Here is a 17,111-nt window from a genome sequence, read left to right as displayed (position 1 = left end):
ATTCCCCCCCTGCGGCTGTAATCCGTCTGATGCAAAGCAGCCTAGACACAACAGCAGAACGGGAGCGCCCCATGTCCGCAGCTCAGGGCCCATGTGCGGGCGCCATTACCCTGTATAAAAATGATCTGCCCGATGGCCTGCGCTTTACCGGCTCCATTGCCGTAGATACGGAGACAATGGGCCTGAACCCGTACCGGGACCGGCTCTGCCTTGTCCAGCTTTCCAGCGGGGATGGCACGGCCCATCTGGTCCAGCTTATACCGCCCTCCCTTGGTGGAACCGGGTATGACTGCCCCAACCTCAAGCGCGTTCTGGCAGACCCCACGCTGACCAAAATCATGCATTTTGCACGGTTTGATGTGCGCATTCTGCAACATGCGCTGGGTATTACGGTCAGCCCCGTTGTGTGCACCAAAATTGCGGCCCGGCTGGTCCGCACCTTTACGGACCGCCACGGGCTGGCTGCCCTGTGCCGGGACCTGCTGGGTGTGGATTTGAGCAAACAGCAGCAAAGCTCGGACTGGGGCGCGCCAGAGCTCAAACCCGAGCAACTGGCCTATGCCGCCTCGGACGTGCTGTACCTGCACGCGCTGTGGCACAAGCTGGACGCCCTGCTGGAGCGTGAAAACAGGCGCGATCTGGCGCAGGCATGCTATGATTTTCTGCCCACGCGCGCACGGCTGGACATGATGGGTTACGAAGACCCGGATATTTTCTCCCACCGCGCCTGAGCAACGGCGTATCTGGCACCCCTTTGCCACCGGACCGACCTGACACCCATGACACCCCCAGCCCACACCACGCCCCCCACCCCCGATATGGACGCCGCAGCGACCGTGCGCATGGAGCAGGCCGGGCTGAATGCACTGGCTCTTGCGCTGGAAGACCCCTCCGGCCTGGGGGGGGCATTTGCTCAGGCTGTGGCTGTTCTACTGGGCATTACCGGCCGGGTGGCGGTTACAGGCATTGGCAAGTCCGGCCATGTTGCGCGCAAAATACAGGCAACGCTGGCCTCCACGGGCACGCCCTCGTTTTATGTGCACCCTGCCGAAGCCTCGCACGGGGATCTGGGCATGGTGTTGCCCGCAGATGCCATTCTGGCGTTTTCCAATTCGGGGGAAACCACAGAACTGGCCGACATTGCCGCCCATGCCCTGCGCACCGGCCAACCCCTGCTGGCCGTAACCAGCAAGGCTACCTCCACACTGGCCACAACAGCCACACTGGCCCTGACCCTGCCCGCCATGCCAGAAGCCTGCCCCATGGGGCTGGCCCCCACCACCAGCACGCTCATGCAGCTTGCCTTTGGTGATGCACTGGCCGTGGCCCTGCTGCGGCAGCGGGGCTTTACCGCAACAGAATTTGGAGCGTTCCACCCCGGTGGCAGGCTGGGCGCACGCCTGCGCACGGTGCGCGAGGTCATGCACACAGGCAACGCCATGCCCCTGACCGCGCCTGACACGCCCATGCGGGATGTCATTATGGAAATGACACACAAGGCGCTAGGCTGCGTTGGCATTGTGGGGCAGAATGGGGAACTGGCGGGGCTGATCACGGATGGTGACCTGCGTCGCGCGCTGGACCATGACCTTACAACCACACTGGCACAAAACATTATGAACCCACGCCCGCTCACCATAAACCCGGATGTGCTTGCCTCCGAGGCGTTGCAGGTCATGAATGCGCGTGAGCGGCCCGTTACTGCCCTTTTTGTTCTTAACCCCGCAGGCCAGCCCATTGGAGTTGTCCACCTGCATGATCTGGTCCGGGCAGGCGTTGGATGACAGACACCCCCGGCAAACGCCCCGAGCGTGAGGACTACGCCCGATCGGGCGTGGATATACAGCAGCAGCGCGAACGCCTTGCGGCGTCGTCCATCCGGCGCAAGGTGCCAGATGCCGCCACACTGGCGCGCAGGCGCACCATGCTGCGCTGGGCCAAATGGCTGCTACCTGCCACGGCTCTGCTGCTTTTGTCCGCCATTGCCGTCTGGCCTGAAGTGGAGCACCTGATAAGCGCCAACCAGACCACCATGCGCGAGTTAAGCAAGGTCAAGATAGAAAGCGGCAACCTTGTCGGGGCCACCTACCGTGGCGTGGATGAACACGACCGCCCGTTCACGATCACGGCGGATACGGTGCACCAGGCCCCCGGCAACAGGCTGGACCTGAACAACCCCATGGCCGACATTCTGACACAGGGGGGGGACTGGCTTATGGTCCGATCGGAAAAAGGCGTTTACATGCAACACGCACAGATTCTTGACCTGACCGGAGAAGTCACCCTGTACCGCGATGATGGCCTGATGATGCACACCCCCCTTGCCGATATTGACATCAAGGCAGGCATTATCACCTCTGATTCATGGGTCCGGGCAGAAGGCCCGTTTGGCTCGCTGGATGCGCGTGGCTTCCTGCTCAGCCAGCATGATGGTCTGGCCCAGTTCCGTGGCCCCGGCCTCCTGATTCTTAATGATGACCGCCAGAACGATGCCAAGACTGGCAAAAAGGCATCCTGAAGCATGACAACACAAGCCTCGCCCTCCCCTTCCTCCGCCATACGCTCCTTTGCGCGCTGCTGGTGCCTGCTGGCCAGCCTGCCCGCAGGCGGCATGCTCTGGCATGGTGCGGCACAGGCGCAGGCGATTGACCTGTCTCATGGCGGGCAGATTGCGGTAACAGCTCTGGGCGGGTTTGACTGGGACCAGAACCTTAAAAAAGTCATTGCCTATGATCAGGCCAAAGCCGTGCGGAACAACGCCACAGTCACGGCGGACAAGCTGATCGCCTATTACCGCAAAAAGCTGCCAGTCGGCACCACAGCCACCACACAGACCGAACAGGCAGCCCCCCCGCCTGCCGTCCAGCCGGACCACCCCACCCCCGACCCGGCCCCGTCCACCACAACGGCAACGCCACCGGGCACCACAGCCACGCCCCCCACCGCCACGACGGGTGACGACAAGACCGCCGATGGCCAGGACTCCGGCTCGAACGAAATCTACCGGCTGGAAGCCATAGGCCACGTCCATATCTTTACCGATACCGATCAGGCATGGGGGGATAAGGCGGTCTATGACATGGACAAGGCCGTGCTGGTCATGACCGGCAAAAACCTCCGGCTGACAACCCCGCAGGATGTGCTGACCGCGCGGGATTCCATGGAATATTACTCACAGCAGCATATTTCCATTGGCCGGGGCGATGCCACCGTAACCACGGATGATCACAGGCAGATTCGGGCCGATGTACTTGTGGGGTACAGCACCCCGGTTGATACCCCCAAAACGGCAACCCCAAGCCAGAACAAAACCGGCAGTTCGGGGGACCCCCTTGCCTCCAGTTCCAACAAGCTGGAAAAGGTCAATGCCTTCGGCCATGTGTGGGTCCGCACCCAGACCGAAATCGTAACCGGTGACCGCGGCGTGTATGTGCCGGATTCGGGCATAGCCCGCATTGTTGGCAACGTGCATATTACACGCGGGCCAAACCAGATTCAGGGGGCTGCGGCCATTATTAACATGCACACGGGTATCGCCACCATGACAGAACGGCCGGGCAACCGGGTAAGCGGGCTTATTGTTCCCAATAATGGCGATTCATCGGACAGGAAGTAACAATGAACCGGGAAGTAAGCTGGACGTCCGAGGAAACGGTGCGCGAAGAAGTTGTAAGCATTGGCCCAGAACCCATTGACCTGAGCGCCCCCCACAAGCCCGGGCACGGCCTGATCGCCCATAACATTGGTAAAAGCTACAAAAAGCGTCAGGTGGTCAAAAACGTCTCGCTCGAAGTACACAGGGGGGAGGCCGTTGGCCTGCTTGGCCCTAACGGCGCGGGTAAAACCACCAGTTTTTACATGATTGTGGGGCTGGTCCAGCCCGATACCGGCACCATTACGCTGGATGGGGCCGACATTACCCAGCTCCCCATGTACCGGCGTGCACGCCTTGGCATTGGTTACCTGCCGCAGGAAGCCAGCATTTTTCGGGGCCTGAATGTGGAGCAGAACATTATGGCGGCACTGGAGGTGGTTGAACCCGACCCCGACCAGCGGCAGGTCATGCTGGATGGGCTGCTCAACGAATTTGGCATTACCCGCCTGCGCCACTCCCCTTCCCTCGCCCTGTCCGGTGGGGAGCGCAGACGGCTGGAAATTGCACGCGCACTCGCCAGCCAGCCGCACTACATCCTGCTGGATGAACCTCTGGCCGGGATTGACCCCATTGCCGTGGGCGAAATCCGTGATCTGGTTTCCCACCTCAAGGACCGGGGGATCGGGGTGCTGATCACCGACCACAACGTGCGTGAAACACTCGAAGTGATTGACCGCGCCTACATCATGCATAGCGGTCAGGTTCTGATGCAGGGCGTGCCGGAAGAAATTGTCGCGCATGAGGACGTCCGGCGCGTTTATCTGGGCGATAGCTTCTCGCTCTAGCCCGGCGTCCAGCACCCAGAGCAGGCATGGCTGAACCGGGGGGTATAAGGTCCTACCCCCTCCTCCCCGGCTTTGCTCAGGCCTGCATATCCAGCAGGTTGGAAGGGCCTTCCTCCAGCACCTGAGCCTTATCCCCCACGCTGATCAGCCCGCCTTTTTCCACCACTGCATTCTGCGCAAACATAACCCCACCCTGCGCACGCCGGAAGCTGGCCAGTGTGGCCAGTGGTTCTTTGGGGTTAGGCACCTGCGCCGTATTCTGGTCGATGGATGTGACCACACAGCGCGAGCACGGGGCGAGCACACGCACCACAACACTCCCGCCAATGGATAAACGCCGCCACCCGTCCTCCGCCCAAGGTTGTGCGCCACTCAGCACAATATTGGCCCTGAAGCGGGTCATGGGCACTCCCTGCCCTGCGGGCAGGCGTGTATTCAGGTCATCCAGCGAGGCAGTATTGGCCAGCAGGAGCGGGTAGCCATCAGCAAAAGAAACGGGGCGTGGCTGCGCGCCAAGCTGGCGGATACGCGCCAGCTCTGGCCGATGCATCCACACCAGCCGGCACGGCTGCCCCAATGCCTGCTCCAGCCATGTTGCGGCCGTATCGCCCGCATCGCGCGCCTGTACCTGATCCTTCCAGACCGTTACCACCGCCATGGAGGCCTCGGAGCCGGGAAAACGCACCGGGCAGGGCGGCATGCCAGCACGGGTAAGCGTCAGGCCCTCCGCTGTGGGAATGGGCGTTACCAGCGCCATGGCGCGACAGGTGCGCTGGGTTATAAACCTGCCATCGGGGGCCACCACCATCCACCGGCGGTCACCCTCCAGCCCCCACGGGCTGAGCATGGCTGCGGGAGGAGAAAGCCCATGCAACCCTTTGACCGGGTAGATATGCACGCTGGCCACGCATAGTTCGCTCACACCCTATCTCCAGTTCAGGTAATCAGGGCTGCTGCGCCGCAGCTCCCGGCAAAACCGGGGGAGCCGCCACAGCCAGCGGTGGCGGCGGAAGCATGGTTATGGGAGGTACCGGTGGCGCAGCTAGCTTGGGCGGGGCCACAACGGTTACCGGAATATCCACCCGCTCCATGACCGGGCGAATTTTCTGGTGTGTCACATGCCACATAAAGCCGCCATACAACGCCACAAGGGCCGCAAGGCACCCCAGCTTGATCTGCCACCCCCAGCCACGCGGCATTTTGGGCATATGCTCAGGTGGAGCGGAACGTAAAAGCATGGTGGGCAAATATCCGGATAACAACGTGTAAGGCCTGCACATCCTGTGTAGGCACAGGGTGGGGCTGGCGACAAGCCTGCCATGCGCCTTTATATTTTTATCCAACGCATCGGCCATGCAACCAGCGGGCAAAGCTTTGCATTATATCTGTAACAAAGGCATGGACATAAACACCTTACCCATGCCCAAATACAGGATGAAACATTGCAGACCCTGCCTGCAATGCAACACAGGCCAGTCCATTGCTCCGCAGTGCCGCCTGAACGGGTACTGAGCTGTTTGGAGGGTGGACCGTCCTGCCAGTCGCAAGGAACGATGTCCTATGCATATTCAGGTTTCCGGTAAACAGATTGATCTTTCCGACGCCTTGAAACATCGGGTTAACACCCATCTGGGTAATCTTGCGGAGCGATATTTTGATACAGGGCTACAGGCGCAGGTCACCTTTGGTAAGGCCCGCTCCTTTTTTACATGCGACATCAACGTAAAAGCCGGCCGGGGTCTGGTCCTGCGTGGAGAAGGCGAAGCCGCAGATGCCAATGCCGCCTTTGATGATGCCGCCGAGCACATTGCCAAGCGCCTGCGCCGTTACCACAAGCGCGTCACCTCCCACGCCCGTTCCACCACCCGGCAGGAACTGCCCGAACGCGCACGCTCCTACGTTCTGCAACCCATAGAAGAACACGAGACAGACGCAGCCCCCTCTGCCCCCCTGACAACGGAGGAGGAAACCTTTGCCACCATTATTGCCGAACAGCCTGCGGATATTCCTGTGCTCTCGGTCGGTGAGGCCGTGATGCGGCTGGACCTGTCGGGCCAGAACTTCCTGCTTTTCCGCAATTCGGCCAGCCGCCATATCAGCCTTGTTTACCGCCGGGACGATGGCAACATCGGCTGGCTGGACACAGCCCCGCTGGATCCCCCCCCAGCCTGATCTGGCAGGCCATGCCCCTAACAAAAAAGGACCGGCGCAAACCGGTCCTTTTTTATAATCCCATCAACACGGGTTACTGGAGAGAAGCTGGCACCATGTCATTCTGCACAATGGCGCCCCATGCTGTTTCCATGTCATCCACCACGGCCAGCAGCGACCCGTCGGCTGCGTAAATGGCGCAGCCTTCCTCGCCGTCCTCCAGAGTAGCCGGGCGCGTATAGGCGACCTTGCTCAACCCAAGGGAGCGGAACTGCATATCCGAAAGTTGCCGCACATCCGCCACACGTTCAGCCTGCGGCAGACCAGCTGGCATGTAACCACCCTGCATGCTGCTTTTCATTGCGTCCTCCTTCCGGGTTTCAACTACCATCCACATCCATAACCGGATGCAGCATACGCGGCGTGGACCGGGGCTTAACGCCGGTGCTTGCACCAACCTGCCCTTTTTGCCCACCCTGCATAATTTCGATCTGCTTGACCCTGACCTCGGGCTGAGGGCGGAACAGGTCAATGTGCAGCAGTCCGTTATCCAGCCATGCACCACCGATTTCTATGCCCTCGGCCAGCACAAACGCCTTCTGGAACTGGCGGGAGGCAATACCACGATGCAGGTAAACACGCTCCTCCCCCTCTTCCGCCTGACGCCCACGGATAACAAGCTGGTTGTCCTCTTGCGTGATCTGGAGATCTTCCATCCGAAAACCGGCAACCGCAAGGGTAATACGCAGGCCGTTGGGGGCTATCTGCTCTATGTTGTAAGGTGGATACCCGTCACCCGAACCCTTGCTGGCGCGCTCCAGCATCTGTTCCAGATGATCAAAACCCAAAAACATGGGCGAGCCAAAAAGCCTGCCTGACATCGTACAAGCCTCCTCCTTTCTGAGCGAGACGTATAAAACCGGACCCGCCACGGCATCCGATCTCTCCACGATATGGGATAGAAGCGGGCACACGCAACCCTGTGTCCCGCTTCATTATGGCCTGATAGGCACACACTGTGGTCTGCACGCCATATTGTGGCGGCAAAGTTACAGGTTTTTTGTGCAAGAAAAGCTTTTCTTGCCGTTTTGTGCTGGCATCCACCACAACGGAACGCTAAATCGGGCTGTATGACAAACGCAGCCCTGACAGACGCCGCATTTTCCGCTGCCTCGGATAAAGCGGCCCCCATGACCATCCTGACGCCGCCCCACCCCGTGCTGCGCCAGAAAGCCAGACTGGTCAAACCCGAAGACATGGCGGAAATCCAGAAGATTCTCCCCGGCATGTTTGCCGCCATGTACCAAGCCCCCGGCATTGGGCTGGCCGCCCCGCAGGTCGGCCTGAGCCAGCGGTTTGTTCTGATTGATCTGGGCGAAAAAGAAAACCGCGAGCCCATGATCCTGATCAACCCGGAAATTGTGGCCGAAACGGAAGAAATGGCCACGCGGGAGGAAGGCTGCCTTTCCCTCCCCAGCCAGTACGCCGAAGTGGTCCGCCCCGAAAAAGTGCGTGTGCGCTGGCAGACCATTAATGGCGACAAACAGGAGCGTGATGTGGACGGGCTGCTGGCCACCTGCATCCAGCACGAACTTGACCACCTTGATGGTGTTCTGTTTGTGGACCACCTGTCCGCCCTGCGCCGCAACATGATCCTGCGCCGTCTGGCCAAGGACCTGAAGCGCAACTAAGTGGAAAAATCCCGCCCGATGCGTCTTGTTTTTATGGGTACGCCAGATTTTGCCGTACCCGCCCTAAAGGCACTCCATGCCGCCGGGCACGACATTGCTGCCGTCTATTCCCAGCCTCCCCGCCCGGCCGGGCGGGGCAAGGCACTGCGTGCATCCCCCGTGCAGCAGGCCGCACAGGAGCTTGGTCTGCCTGTGCGCCACCCGCTCTCGCTGCGCAATAATCCGCAGGAATGGGAAGAGTTTGCAGCACTAGGGGCCGATGCCGCCATTGTTGCAGCGTATGGGCTGATCCTGCCCCAGACCATGCTGGACGCTCCCCGGCTGGGCTGCCTGAACATCCATGCCAGCCTGCTGCCCCGCTGGCGGGGAGCATCCCCGATCCAGAGTTCCATTCTGGCCGGAGATACCCAAAGTGGTGTGACCATCATGCAGATGGAAGCCGGGCTGGACACAGGCCCCATGCTACTGCGTGAGGCCGTACCCATTATAGATAAAACAACCGCTTCCACCCTGCACGACGCCCTGAGCGCTCTGGGGGGCGAAATGGTGCTGCGGGTATTGCAAGACTTCCCCCCGACCAGCGCCAACACGGCAGATACACAGGCCCGCATAGCCGCAAACCGCCCGGCACGGCAGGTACAGCCAGATACAGGCGTAACCTACGCCCCCCGCCTGACGCGCGAAGACGGCCGTATTGACTGGACGCAGGACGCCACAACCATCGACCGCCAGATTCGTGCCCTCACACCTTGGCCCGGCACCTTCACCACGCTGGAAGATGGCACGGTTATCAAAATCGGGGGGGGCATACCGCTGCCCGGCAACCCGGTTGCGCAGCAGCCCGGTACGGTTGTGGACGACCAGCTAACCGTGGCCTGTGCCACAGGCTGCATCCGCCTGACCCGCCTGCAACGCCCCGGTCGCGGCATGATGGAAACCGACGCGTTCCTGCGCGGGCAACCCCTGCCTGCGGGCACCCGCCTTGGCACCCCTGCGCCTGACAGCACCCAATGACCACCCCCGACATCCAGCGCTGGGCTGTTCAACTGGAATATGATGGGCGTGGGCTTGTCGGCTGGCAAAGGCAGGCTTCGGGCCTGTCTGTTCAGGCCTTGCTGGAAGACGCCGCTTTTCGTCTTGCCGGTGGCAGGCCCGTACCCAGCATTACAGCGGGGCGCACGGATTCTGGCGTGCATGCGCTTGCGCAGGTCGCGCATCTGGACTTCCCGACAGATGCCAGTTTTTCCAGCTATTCCGTGCGGGAGGGGTTGAGCTACCACCTTAAACCCCATGCCGTGGTTGTGCTGGATGCGGCCCCGGTCAGCCTGGACTGGAGCGCCCGGTTTTCTGCCACATGGCGCTCTTACCGCTACCGTATTCTCAACCGGCGCACACGCCCTGCACTGGCCGAAGGCCATGTCTGGCACGTTAAATCCCCGCTGGATGTGCACCGTATGCAGCAGGCCGCCAACATGCTGCTGGGCCTGCACGATTTTACATCCTTCCGCGCCGTGGCCTGTCAGGCCAACAGCCCTGTCCGCACACTGGACCAGCTGGACATTACGCGTGAGGGGGATGAAGTGGTGGTGTTTGCCAAGGCCCGGTCCTTTTTGCACCATCAGGTCCGCAACATGGTGGGGACACTCAAAAAGGTGGGAACCGGCGCATGGGAGCCCGAACGGGTGGCTCAGGCTCTGGCTGCGCGCGACCGGAGTGCCGCTGGCCCCACAGCCCCGCCAGATGGCTTATATTTAAATGGTGTTGGCTATGAGCCAGACCCGTTTGCCAGCCCGAACCCGCAAAACCGCACATAAGCCACCTTGCTGGCGGCTTACATCCAGCCTTAAAGCAAAAAGGGGATCCCCCTTATTTTGCCTTAACGTTCACCATGGGCTGGAGCAGGTCGTGAATAACCATGTAATGCGGGGGCAGCAGCGCGGCCAGCCCATAAAGCGTGGCTGATGCCACCAGAATGGACACATACAACAACGCAGCCCGGCCACCGGAAATACCCAGCCCCACCTTGGCCACAAACCATTGCAGCCAGAGTTCGTACGCTGCGGCACACAATGCCAGCGCCCCGATAAAAACCTGCTGGCGCGCGATATCCGGCGTGATAACCGCCGCAATAACCGCGCAAGCCAGCGAGATCAGCACCACAACCCAACCACACCATGTTGCAGCCGTTATGTAGCGCAGCCAGAGTGCGCCACGCCCCCAGCGCTGGGCATAAAATTGGGAAATAACCGCAGGGAGCAACAGCACACAAAAGGAAAGGAGCAGTTTGGTCGCGGACATGACCTTATCAGGCAGCAGGAATATCTGAATCCCCCCTACCAGTATGCAGGCCATCTGTGGTGCAAGGGCTGCACCAAAGGCGTCTGGTGTGCCTTCAAAACAGGCCAGCCCTTCCCGCTTGCCAGCGGCCAACTGCAACATGCCCTGCACTATGCGCCTAGCCGCGCCCAGCTTGCCTGTATCTGGGATCACACCCCTACCCCTTTTAAAAAGGCTTCATAAATCCGGGTCAGTTTTTCCATGTCAGCAACAGCGGCATGTTCATCCACCTTGTGGATACTGGCCCCGACCAGACCAAACTCCGCAACCGGGCAATAACGGGCAATAAAGCGCGCATCTGACGTGCCTCCGCCTGTGTCCAGTTTGGGAGAAAGCCCGGTCACGCTTGTAATGGCCTCTTGCAGCACGGCCATTTCCGCCCCCGGGGGAGCAAAAAAGGATTCGCCGCTAATACTGATCTCTACTTGTGCGCGCGGTGCATGCTGGGCGCATACGGTTTTGATCCACCCAGCCAGGGCAGCACCGGTGTGCAGGTCATTGAACCGGATGTTCAGCCGTGCTTCCGCCCGTGCAGGAATAAGGTTGGTGGCCGTATTCCCCACATCCAGACTGGTGACCTGCAGGCTTGAAGGCTCAAAATACTCCGAACCATGGTCCAGCGGTGCAGCGCGCAGGACCGCCAGCACTGCAAGCAGGCGATGCACGGGATTGTCCGCCCGGTGCGGGTAGGCCACATGCCCCTGCGTGCCCTCGACCACAATACGGGCATTCAGGCTGCCACGGCGGCCGACCTTGACCATCTCACCCAATGTCTGGGGGTTTGTGGGCTCCCCCACCAAGCAGTAATCGGGAATCTGGCCCTGTACGGCCATCCATTCCAGCACCTTCTGGGTGCCGTAGGTGGCTGGGCCTTCCTCATCCCCTGTAATCAGCAGGCTGATGGAGCCTTTGCCAACCCCGCTCTGTACCCGGCGGGCAATGGCAGCCACACAGGCGGCAATGCCGCCTTTCATGTCGCACGCACCGCGGCCGTAGAGCACACCATCCACAACATCTGCGGCAAAGGGAGGGTGCGTCCAGTCTGCTTCGTTCCCGGCGGGGACCACATCCGTATGGCCTGCGTAACAGATATGGGGTGCACCTTCGCCCAGACGGGCAAACAGGTTGGGGGTACGCTCCGCCCCTTCACCAAAAGGCAGGTGGGTTACGGTAAAACCAAGGCGCTCCAGCATGGCCCCCAGCAGGTGCTGGGATTCACCGGGGTCAGGAGAAACAGACGGTTGACGGATGAGCAAACGGGCCACACCCAGCGGGTCTGTCAACGCCAGATCAGCGGGAAGGGAGCCGGATGTGGCCTTTGTCATACGTCAGTCTCGTCCTTTACGTCTGGTGTGCTTAGTCGCGCAGCAGTTCGTTGATGGAGGTTTTGGAGCGGGTACGCTCATCAACACGCTTGACAATAACCGCACAGGCCAGTGCCGGGTTAGGGCGACCATCCGGGCCAACCGGGTTGGAAGACGGCATGGTGCCCGGCACCACAACAGAATAGGCCGGTACACGACCCATGTAGATTTCGCCCGTTGCGCGGTCCACAATCTTGGTGGAGGCCCCAAGGAACACACCCATGGACAGGACGGAACCCCGTTCAACAATAACGCCTTCAGCCACTTCGGAGCGGGCACCGATAAAGCAGTTGTCCTCGATAATAACCGGGGCAGCCTGCAATGGCTCCAGCACGCCACCAATGCCTGCGCCACCGCTGATATGGCAGTTCTTGCCAATCTGCGCACAGCTGCCAACAGTTGCCCACGTGTCCACCATGGTCCCGCTATCCACGCGAGCACCAACGTTGACAAAGCTCGGCATCAGCACGGCCCCAGGGGCAATAAAGGCAGAGCGGCGCACAACTGCACCCGGCACTACGCGGAACCCGGCCTTGTCAAAACGGGCCTGATCCCAGCCAGCAAACTTGAGGGGCACCTTATCGTAAGCCGGAGCACCTGCTGCACCACCGGGCTGAACAATGCTGTCATTCAGGCGGAAGGAGAGCAGCACGGCTTTTTTCAGCCATTCATGCACAACCCAACCATCTTCCTGCGGGGCAGCCACGCGCAGGCGACCAGAATCCAGCGCTTCAAGCGCTGTTTCAATGGCGTCACGGTCTTTGCCCACGGTTGCGGAAGAAATGCGATCGCGCTCTTCCCACAGGGTTTCAATGTGAGCGCGGAGGGTTTCGTCTGTCATGGCACACCAATCAGAAACATGAAAAATAAACCCGGGCGACAGGCCCGCCCGGCAACAAAAGAGGAAAAGACCATGCGGACAGGGGCCTGTCCTGTCAACGCAGGTCTTGTTCTGTTACCCCTGCCCGCGCGGCCTTATTCCGCGCGGATAAGTGTGCCCGAGCCGGAAGCCGTAAACAGTTCAAGCAGGCAGGCATGGGGCATGCGGCCATCAATAATAACAGCCCCGCGTGCGCCACCCTGCACAGCCTCGATACAGGTTTCCACCTTGGGGATCATGCCGCCGGTAATCACCCCTTCCTCAATGGCCTGCCGCGCCTGTGCGGCGGTCAGTTCGGGAATAAGGTTACCCTGCTTGTCCAGCACGCCGGGAACATCAGTCAGCATCAGCAGGCGGGTCGCATGCACGGCCCCTGCCACTGCACCGGCTGCGGTGTCGGCATTGATGTTATAGGTCTCGCCATCTTCACCAAGGCCTACCGGCGCAATAACCGGGATAAGCCCCGAACCGGAGAGGGCGTAGATCACACGCGGGTCAACCTTGACTGGCTCCCCCACAAAACCCAGATCAAGCACACGCTCGATCTGGCTGTCCATATCCCGCACGGTGCGCCGCATCTTGCGGGCGGTGATCATTTTACCATCTTTGCCCGAAATCCCGACGGCAAGGGCCCCAGCCTCGCAGATCAGTTCGGCCACCTGCTTGTTGACCGAACCGGCCAGAACCATCTCGATCACATCCACCACATTGGCGTCTGTAACCCGCAGCCCGTCAATGAAGTGGGAGGGAATATCCAGCCGTTTGAGCATCTGGTTGATCTGCGGACCACCCCCATGCACCACAACCGGGTTAATGCCCACCTGCTTGAGCAGGGCAATATCCCGCCCAAAGGTTTTGGCCAGCCCTACATCCCCCATTGCGTGGCCACCGTACTTGACCACAATGGTATCCCCCGCGTAGCGCCGCAGGTACGGCAGGGCATTGGCCAGCACGGCAGCTTCATGCAAAGCATCATGCTTGTCGCCGGTAGAAGGAAGTCTCGGTTCAGTCATGCTGTGAAAATCCTGCCGTCGTCTGTCCATAATCCCTGATCACGCCAGGGCAAACTCTGCCAGTTCCGCCCGCAATGCCTCAATACCCAGCCCGGTCTGGCTGCTGGTAAGAGAAAGATGCGGAAAAGCGGCTGCATGGCGTGCAATTTCAGCCTCTACATCAGCCTGTTTGCGGGCCAGTGCGGTGGGCTTAACATCATCACACTTGGTCAGCACAACCTGAAAGCTGACAGCGGCACGGTCCAGAAGCTTCATAACTTCCTGATCATGCGTTTTCATTTCCACACGTGCATCCAGCAGCAGTACGACCCTGCGCAGGCTGGGGCGACCACGCAGGTAATCGAACATCATCTCCTGCCAGTCTTCCTTTACGGATTTGGCAGCGCGGGCATAACCGTAGCCGGGCATGTCCACCAGCATCAGACGCTGTGCGAGATCAAAGAAGTTGAGCTGCTTGGTCCGCCCCGGCTCGGAGGAGGCACGGGCCAGCGTCTTACGCCCAGTGAGGGCATTGATCAGGCTGGACTTACCCACATTGGAGCGCCCGGCAAATGCGATTTCTGGCAGTGTCTGCGGTGGCAGTTGGCCCAGCTTCTGGGCACCAAACACAAAATCGCATGAACCGGCAAAAAGCCGCCGCCCTTCTTCCAGAGCGGCGGCGATGTCTGCTTCGTCCTTCAGTTCGCGGAAAGAAGGCTCTTGATACGTCATTTCTTGGCAACCAGTTGGGGCTTGGCGTCCGCCGCCTTAAGCCGACCCATGATGATAATCTGCTGTATGGCGGTCAGCACGTTGCTCCAGCAGTAGTAAATGACCAGACCCACCGGCTGCCGCGCCATGAAGAAGGTGAACAGCAGCGGAATGAACATCATTACCTTCTGCTGCGCGGGGTCCATGCTGGTGGAGCTGGCACTGACCTTCTGCATGACAAACATGGTCGCACCGTAAATGATGGGCCACGCCCCAAGCGTGAGGATGGGCAGAATCTGTGCCGGATCAAAGGGGATCAGACCGAACAGATTGAAGATATTGGTCGGGTCCTGAGCAGAAAGGTCCTTCACCCAGCCAATAAAGGGCGCATGCCGCATTTCAATCGTGACATACAGGTCCTTGTAAAGGCACCAGAACACGGGAGCCTGAATGAACAGGGGCAGAAAGCCGCCGAACAGACTGACATTTTCCTTGCGGTACAGCATCATGATCTGCTGCTGCATCACCACCGGATCATCCTTGTGGCGTGCCCGGATCAGGTCCACCTGCGGCTTCAGGCGCGAGGTCTTCCAGGTCATGCGCATCTGCTTGATGGTCAGCGGCAGGAAAGCCACCTTCACGATAACCGTAAAGGTCAGCAGTGCCAGACCAAAGCTGCCCAGATGGCTGTTCAGCCAGTCCAGCACAAAAAACACAGGACGGGTCAGGAAGGAAAGCCACCCGAAGTCCACGGCCTTCCAGAACATGGGAATATGCAGGTCGTGTTCGTACTGCTCAAGCAGCCTCACTTCCTTGGCACCGGCAAACACATGCGCCTGAGTGGAGATGGTCTGCCCCGCCCCCACCTGCATGGGAGCCGTTGCCGTAAACCCGACCTGATACTGCGTATGCGCAGCCTGCCACGCATACGTCCCCACCACGCTGGCAGCCTGATCGGGCACAATGGCCATAAGCCAGTATTTGTCGGTAATCCCGGCCCAGCCGCCTGTACCCTGATGGCTCCAAGCCACGTTTTCAGGCGGCACACCATCATTACGGACGGACTTGTAGGACCCTTCGTTCAGGCGGCCATCAATGACCGAAATCGGGCCTTCATGCACCAGCATACCGCCGGTTTCTTCCGGGGTGTAACCACGGTTCACACGGTAGTAGGGGTACAGGGCAATGCTCTGCCCCGTTGCATTGTGCACGCGTTGGGTGACCGTGAACATATAGTCCTTGTCCACCCCAAGAGCGACTTCAAACGTCAGCCCTGCACCGTTGTCCCAGCTCAGGGTCAGCGGGTGTTCGCCATCAAGCAGCGTGCCGGAGGCTTTCCACAATGTGTGAGCATTCGGCAGAGCAACCGGTACATCGGACGATGCCGCGCGCCAGCCGAAATCCACATAATCAGCCCGCTTGGTATCCACAGGGCTGAGAACGCGTACGTCCGGGCTGTTGGGCTTTACGGTTTCGCGGTACTGCTTGAGCACCAGATCATCCAGCCGGGCACCACGCAGGTTGATGCTCCCCTGAACGGACGGGGCATTAATGGCAATGCGGGTATCCGGCCCATCGGGCACATCCGTGACTGCCGCAGTAGCAGCCTGTGCAGTTGCTGCCTGACCCGCGCCAGCGACTGCTGCCGAGGCTGGAGCCGTCTGGCTGGCTACAGTCTGTGTTACCTGCGGAGCAGGCTGATGTGCCGGAGCCTGAGGAAAGAAGTAATCAAACCCGATAAGAACCAGAGCTGACAACAGCGTTGCCAGTATGAGACGTTTTGAATCCATGAGCTCTGGCCTACAGGCCCCCTGCACATAACAAAAATGGAAAACTCAACACCCACCCCAAAGGGCGGTCTTGAACGGCACAACCGTGTTCCAGCGCAGGATTGACAGGAATGCAAGACGGGGCATTCACGACTCCCGCATACAGAGCTTCAACGCTTTCCGAAAATCGGCCACCAGTGCGTCAAAAGAGCGGTCGCGCGTAGCACCCCGCCCTATCAGCACCAGATCAAGCCCATTTAGCGGTGTATCGGCTTCCACTCTGCGCACAACCTCACGCAGCCTGCGGCGCACCCGGTTACGCACCACGGCATTCCCGACTTTTTTGGTCACCGTGAAGCCAACACGCGCAGGGTCCGAATCGGGCCGCCTGAAAAGCTGAAGGACAAGACCAGACACCGGGGCTTTTCGCCCCTTGGCCGCCATAAAGAGAAATTCTTTTCTCTTTTTTAGCCGCATGGACGCTTGCGCCCCTGCTGCTGGCTGCTCCTGACCTTCAGACCAGTCCATCAAAACCGGACTGCCGGACAACGCTTACGCGGAAAGACGCTTGCGGCCCTTGGAACGACGGTTTGCCAGAATACGACGGCCGCCAACGGTAGCCGAACGGGTGCGGAACCCGTGACGACGCTTGCGGACCAGCCGGGACGGTTGATAAGTGCGCTTCATGGCTGCACTCCCTTCAGTTTGAATATGCTTCGCCAGTGGCCGCAGTACGAGCCACTCTCTCTTGAAGTCGCGGCTTATAAAGTTCAGAT

Annotated in this window: 21 protein-coding genes; 9 read left to right on the top strand and 12 right to left on the bottom strand. The window is 60.1% G+C overall.

The window, feature by feature from the left end; translation table 11 throughout:
• Nucleotides 1-71: 71 nt before the first annotated feature.
• The 5 genes from HK20_RS00940 (at nt 72) to lptB (ending at nt 4,440) form a co-directional block, all read left to right on the top strand.
• A complete protein-coding gene (locus tag HK20_RS00940) occupies nt 72-731 on the top strand; it encodes a ribonuclease D (protein ID WP_233129023.1) in 660 nt (219 codons plus the stop codon).
• A gap of 48 nt (nt 732-779) precedes the next feature.
• Entirely contained in the window at nt 780-1,784 is a 1,005-nt protein-coding gene (locus tag HK20_RS00935) for an SIS domain-containing protein (RefSeq protein ID WP_086645226.1), read from the top strand.
• Nucleotides 1,781-2,518 (top strand): LPS export ABC transporter periplasmic protein LptC, encoded by a 738-nt coding sequence (gene lptC / locus HK20_RS00930; RefSeq protein ID WP_086645225.1) that lies wholly within the window; start codon nt 1,781-1,783, stop codon nt 2,516-2,518. Before HK20_RS00935 ends, lptC begins: the two co-directional genes overlap by 4 nt.
• 93 nt (nt 2,519-2,611) lie before the next feature.
• Nucleotides 2,612-3,616 carry an LptA/OstA family protein gene (locus tag HK20_RS00925; protein ID WP_233129034.1) on the top strand — a complete coding sequence of 335 codons (1,005 nt, stop codon included), beginning with the start codon at nt 2,612-2,614 and terminating at the stop codon, nt 3,614-3,616.
• 2 nt (nt 3,617-3,618) lie between these two features.
• Entirely contained in the window at nt 3,619-4,440 is an 822-nt protein-coding gene (gene lptB, locus HK20_RS00920; protein ID WP_095349085.1) for an LPS export ABC transporter ATP-binding protein, read from the top strand.
• 76 nt (nt 4,441-4,516) lie between these two features.
• On the opposite strand, the gene HK20_RS00915 is transcribed toward lptB, so the two are convergent.
• Together HK20_RS00915 and HK20_RS00910 are read right to left on the bottom strand one after the other, a co-directional pair.
• Nucleotides 4,517-5,362: an MOSC domain-containing protein gene (locus HK20_RS00915; RefSeq protein WP_086645223.1), complete on the bottom strand. Its 846-nt coding sequence runs from the start codon at nt 5,360-5,362 to the stop codon at nt 4,517-4,519.
• A gap of 22 nt (nt 5,363-5,384) precedes the next feature.
• Nucleotides 5,385-5,678, bottom strand: a complete 294-nt coding sequence (locus HK20_RS00910; RefSeq protein ID WP_086645222.1) for a hypothetical protein — start codon at nt 5,676-5,678, stop codon at nt 5,385-5,387.
• A 322-nt stretch (nt 5,679-6,000) separates the two neighbouring features.
• On the opposite strand from HK20_RS00910, the gene hpf reads away from it, so the two are divergent.
• Nucleotides 6,001-6,612 carry a ribosome hibernation-promoting factor, HPF/YfiA family gene (gene hpf / locus HK20_RS00905; protein ID WP_086645221.1) on the top strand — a complete coding sequence of 204 codons (612 nt, stop codon included), beginning with the start codon at nt 6,001-6,003 and terminating at the stop codon, nt 6,610-6,612.
• Nucleotides 6,613-6,685: 73 nt separating this feature from the next.
• Here hpf and HK20_RS00900 read toward each other — a convergent pair whose 3' ends face one another.
• On the bottom strand, nt 6,686-6,952 hold the full coding sequence (locus HK20_RS00900) for a hypothetical protein (RefSeq protein WP_086645376.1): 267 nt from the start codon (nt 6,950-6,952) through the stop codon (nt 6,686-6,688).
• Nucleotides 6,953-6,971: 19 nt separating this feature from the next.
• Nucleotides 6,972-7,472 (bottom strand): Hsp20 family protein, encoded by a 501-nt coding sequence (locus HK20_RS00895; protein WP_086645220.1) that lies wholly within the window; start codon nt 7,470-7,472, stop codon nt 6,972-6,974.
• A 249-nt stretch (nt 7,473-7,721) separates the two neighbouring features.
• Between HK20_RS00895 and def the strand changes: the two genes are divergently transcribed.
• Genes def through truA form a run of 3 tightly spaced genes read left to right on the top strand, consistent with a single transcriptional unit; the run spans nt 7,722 to nt 10,096 of the window.
• On the top strand, nt 7,722-8,282 hold the full coding sequence (def, locus tag HK20_RS00890; protein ID WP_086645219.1) for a peptide deformylase: 561 nt from the start codon (nt 7,722-7,724) through the stop codon (nt 8,280-8,282).
• A gap of 18 nt (nt 8,283-8,300) precedes the next feature.
• Nucleotides 8,301-9,296, top strand: coding sequence for a methionyl-tRNA formyltransferase (gene fmt, locus HK20_RS00885; protein ID WP_086645375.1), 996 nt, complete (start codon nt 8,301-8,303; stop codon nt 9,294-9,296).
• A complete protein-coding gene (gene truA, locus HK20_RS00880) occupies nt 9,293-10,096 on the top strand; it encodes a tRNA pseudouridine(38-40) synthase TruA (protein WP_086645218.1) in 804 nt (267 codons plus the stop codon). The genes fmt and truA overlap by 4 nt, the downstream gene beginning before the upstream one ends.
• Before the next feature lie 52 nt (nt 10,097-10,148).
• On the opposite strand, the gene HK20_RS00875 is transcribed toward truA, so the two are convergent.
• From HK20_RS00875 to rpmH, 8 genes are all read right to left on the bottom strand, one after another.
• Nucleotides 10,149-10,772 carry a hypothetical protein gene (locus HK20_RS00875; RefSeq protein ID WP_086645217.1) on the bottom strand — a complete coding sequence of 208 codons (624 nt, stop codon included), beginning with the start codon at nt 10,770-10,772 and terminating at the stop codon, nt 10,149-10,151.
• On the bottom strand, nt 10,769-11,944 hold the full coding sequence (dapE, locus tag HK20_RS00870) for a succinyl-diaminopimelate desuccinylase (protein WP_086645216.1): 1,176 nt from the start codon (nt 11,942-11,944) through the stop codon (nt 10,769-10,771). The genes HK20_RS00875 and dapE overlap by 4 nt, the downstream gene beginning before the upstream one ends.
• Nucleotides 11,945-11,975: 31 nt before the next feature.
• Nucleotides 11,976-12,824, bottom strand: coding sequence for a 2,3,4,5-tetrahydropyridine-2,6-dicarboxylate N-succinyltransferase (gene dapD / locus HK20_RS00865; RefSeq protein ID WP_086645215.1), 849 nt, complete (start codon nt 12,822-12,824; stop codon nt 11,976-11,978).
• A 134-nt stretch (nt 12,825-12,958) separates the two neighbouring features.
• Nucleotides 12,959-13,876: an acetylglutamate kinase gene (gene argB / locus HK20_RS00860; protein ID WP_086645214.1), complete on the bottom strand. Its 918-nt coding sequence runs from the start codon at nt 13,874-13,876 to the stop codon at nt 12,959-12,961.
• Between the two features lie 39 nt (nt 13,877-13,915).
• Nucleotides 13,916-14,587, bottom strand: coding sequence for a ribosome biogenesis GTP-binding protein YihA/YsxC (gene yihA / locus HK20_RS00855; protein ID WP_086645213.1), 672 nt, complete (start codon nt 14,585-14,587; stop codon nt 13,916-13,918).
• Nucleotides 14,584-16,356 (bottom strand): membrane protein insertase YidC, encoded by a 1,773-nt coding sequence (gene yidC, locus HK20_RS00850; protein WP_086645212.1) that lies wholly within the window; start codon nt 16,354-16,356, stop codon nt 14,584-14,586. The genes yihA and yidC overlap by 4 nt, the downstream gene beginning before the upstream one ends.
• Before the next feature lie 126 nt (nt 16,357-16,482).
• On the bottom strand, nt 16,483-16,863 hold the full coding sequence (rnpA, locus tag HK20_RS00845) for a ribonuclease P protein component (RefSeq protein ID WP_086645211.1): 381 nt from the start codon (nt 16,861-16,863) through the stop codon (nt 16,483-16,485).
• Between the two features lie 24 nt (nt 16,864-16,887).
• Nucleotides 16,888-17,022, bottom strand: coding sequence for a 50S ribosomal protein L34 (rpmH, locus tag HK20_RS00840; protein WP_081774758.1), 135 nt, complete (start codon nt 17,020-17,022; stop codon nt 16,888-16,890).
• Nucleotides 17,023-17,111: the final 89 nt, after the last annotated feature.

Origin of the sequence: Acetobacter sp. DsW_54 (assembly GCF_002153575.1) — a bacterium.
Classification (GTDB): Bacteria; Pseudomonadota; Alphaproteobacteria; order Acetobacterales; family Acetobacteraceae; genus Acetobacter; species Acetobacter fabarum.
Note: the sequence above shows the minus strand (reverse complement) of the source record. Positions and strands in the feature narration are given on the sequence as shown.

Excerpts from the sequence above, each read along its gene's own strand:
- HK20_RS00940 (WP_233129023.1), top strand. The coding sequence starts at position 72 with ATGTCCGCAGCTCAGGGCCCATGTGCGGGCGCCATTACCCTGTATAAA.
- HK20_RS00900 (WP_086645376.1), bottom strand. The coding sequence starts at position 6,952 with ATGAAAAGCAGCATGCAGGGTGGTTACATGCCAGCTGGTCTGCCGCAG.
- lptC (WP_086645225.1), top strand. The coding sequence starts at position 1,781 with ATGACAGACACCCCCGGCAAACGCCCCGAGCGTGAGGACTACGCCCGA.
- dapE (WP_086645216.1), bottom strand. The coding sequence starts at position 11,944 with ATGACAAAGGCCACATCCGGCTCCCTTCCCGCTGATCTGGCGTTGACA.
- HK20_RS00910 (WP_086645222.1), bottom strand. The coding sequence starts at position 5,678 with ATGCTTTTACGTTCCGCTCCACCTGAGCATATGCCCAAAATGCCGCGT.
- lptB (WP_095349085.1), top strand. The coding sequence starts at position 3,619 with ATGAACCGGGAAGTAAGCTGGACGTCCGAGGAAACGGTGCGCGAAGAA.
- rpmH (WP_081774758.1), bottom strand. The coding sequence starts at position 17,022 with ATGAAGCGCACTTATCAACCGTCCCGGCTGGTCCGCAAGCGTCGTCAC.
- def (WP_086645219.1), top strand. The coding sequence starts at position 7,722 with ATGACAAACGCAGCCCTGACAGACGCCGCATTTTCCGCTGCCTCGGAT.
- truA (WP_086645218.1), top strand. The coding sequence starts at position 9,293 with ATGACCACCCCCGACATCCAGCGCTGGGCTGTTCAACTGGAATATGAT.
- fmt (WP_086645375.1), top strand. The coding sequence starts at position 8,301 with ATGCGTCTTGTTTTTATGGGTACGCCAGATTTTGCCGTACCCGCCCTA.
- HK20_RS00925 (WP_233129034.1), top strand. The coding sequence starts at position 2,612 with ATGCTCTGGCATGGTGCGGCACAGGCGCAGGCGATTGACCTGTCTCAT.
- HK20_RS00935 (WP_086645226.1), top strand. The coding sequence starts at position 780 with ATGACACCCCCAGCCCACACCACGCCCCCCACCCCCGATATGGACGCC.
- hpf (WP_086645221.1), top strand. The coding sequence starts at position 6,001 with ATGCATATTCAGGTTTCCGGTAAACAGATTGATCTTTCCGACGCCTTG.
- HK20_RS00895 (WP_086645220.1), bottom strand. The coding sequence starts at position 7,472 with ATGTCAGGCAGGCTTTTTGGCTCGCCCATGTTTTTGGGTTTTGATCAT.
- yidC (WP_086645212.1), bottom strand. The coding sequence starts at position 16,356 with ATGGATTCAAAACGTCTCATACTGGCAACGCTGTTGTCAGCTCTGGTT.
- argB (WP_086645214.1), bottom strand. The coding sequence starts at position 13,876 with ATGACTGAACCGAGACTTCCTTCTACCGGCGACAAGCATGATGCTTTG.
- dapD (WP_086645215.1), bottom strand. The coding sequence starts at position 12,824 with ATGACAGACGAAACCCTCCGCGCTCACATTGAAACCCTGTGGGAAGAG.
- rnpA (WP_086645211.1), bottom strand. The coding sequence starts at position 16,863 with ATGGACTGGTCTGAAGGTCAGGAGCAGCCAGCAGCAGGGGCGCAAGCG.
- yihA (WP_086645213.1), bottom strand. The coding sequence starts at position 14,587 with ATGACGTATCAAGAGCCTTCTTTCCGCGAACTGAAGGACGAAGCAGAC.